The sequence below is a fragment of the Aeromonas sp. PrichA-15 genome (genome assembly GCF_017939245.1).
GTDB classification, from domain to species: Bacteria; Pseudomonadota; Gammaproteobacteria; order Enterobacterales; family Aeromonadaceae; genus Aeromonas; species Aeromonas caviae.
Genome location: NZ_JAGKRH010000039.1, coordinates 1 through 1,023, shown reverse-complemented (window position 1 = coordinate 1,023; position 1,023 = coordinate 1). Strand labels below are relative to the sequence as shown.

2 pseudogenes are annotated in these 1,023 nt (G+C 52.2%); one reads left to right on the top strand and one right to left on the bottom strand.

The features are described 5' to 3' along the window. Positions 1-417 (bottom strand): annotated as a pseudogene (locus J9889_RS07300) (IS630-like element ISAhy2 family transposase); the annotation flags it as partial. Positions 418-522: 105 nt separating this feature from the next. Here J9889_RS07300 and J9889_RS07295 point away from each other — a divergent pair. Next, positions 523-678 (top strand): annotated as a pseudogene (locus tag J9889_RS07295) (IS110 family transposase); the annotation flags it as partial. Positions 679-1,023: the final 345 nt, after the last annotated feature.

Here is a 1,023-nt window from a genome sequence, read left to right as displayed (position 1 = left end):
CATACGAGGTAACCATCGGCGGAGCGTGGAGGCTGCCACATTGAGCCCTGTTAACCGATTGATTTTTATAGCCAATAGTTCAGTACACCAACGGCTGCGCTGATAACCAAAATCTTGCGGAGAAAACTGCATGAGCAGCACCAGTAAGGTGACAATCTTGGCGATAGGTAAGACTGGGGCACGGCCAGCCGGTAAGGCTTCTAGCGCATCTATGCCTTCATCTCGATACCACCGAAGCCAACGACCGATGGTCGAGCGCGCAGCGCCGGTAAGGTGATGAACATCGGTGATCGTGCGTCCTTCATGTAACAGCAAGATGGCCATCAAGCGACGAGCATGTCCTTTATCACGGGTGGCATGGATGATTTTGTGAATGCGGCGCCGTTGTGGTCGTGGCAGAGGTGGTAGGATAGGCATCAACTCAGTCCTTTGGGTGTGGCTTGTTTTGTTTAGCGACTAATCAGATCGCACAAACTGGACTGAGTTCCCTTCCTCCGGTGATCTACTATTCGGAACAGCTATTTAGAGCGGCAAACGGGACGATTGGCTGATTGGGTCAGGTCTATGTTGACTCGGCGACATTCGAATGTTGTGGCTTGTGCACTAGCCAACAAGTTGGCCCGCACGGCTTGGGCGCTGGCGGCACGGCATACCGAATTTCGGGCAATGCCAACCTGACGCGCCCCTATTTACTTTTGTACTGACACACCCACCTGGTTTTGCGACTGTGATATTGGATGACGTGAACGGCATACCGGCCTGACTGATAACCTGGCAAAAGAATAGGCTTTCTAGGCCGAGGGTCTTTTTAGGACAGTCAGGCGCGATTCTCATCGTGGCGCGGAGAACATTCTCCATCAAGACGCCGGATAGATTTAACCGACATTCCGCACCTGATTTAGGAATAAATTTGCCGATAGCGCTCACCCAATACCTCCAAAATGATCTGCTGGTCTCCTGTTAGCTCCGTTACTTGTGGCGGAGCTTCTCCCAGTCGATATTCATGGATGCCACCAAAGCGCA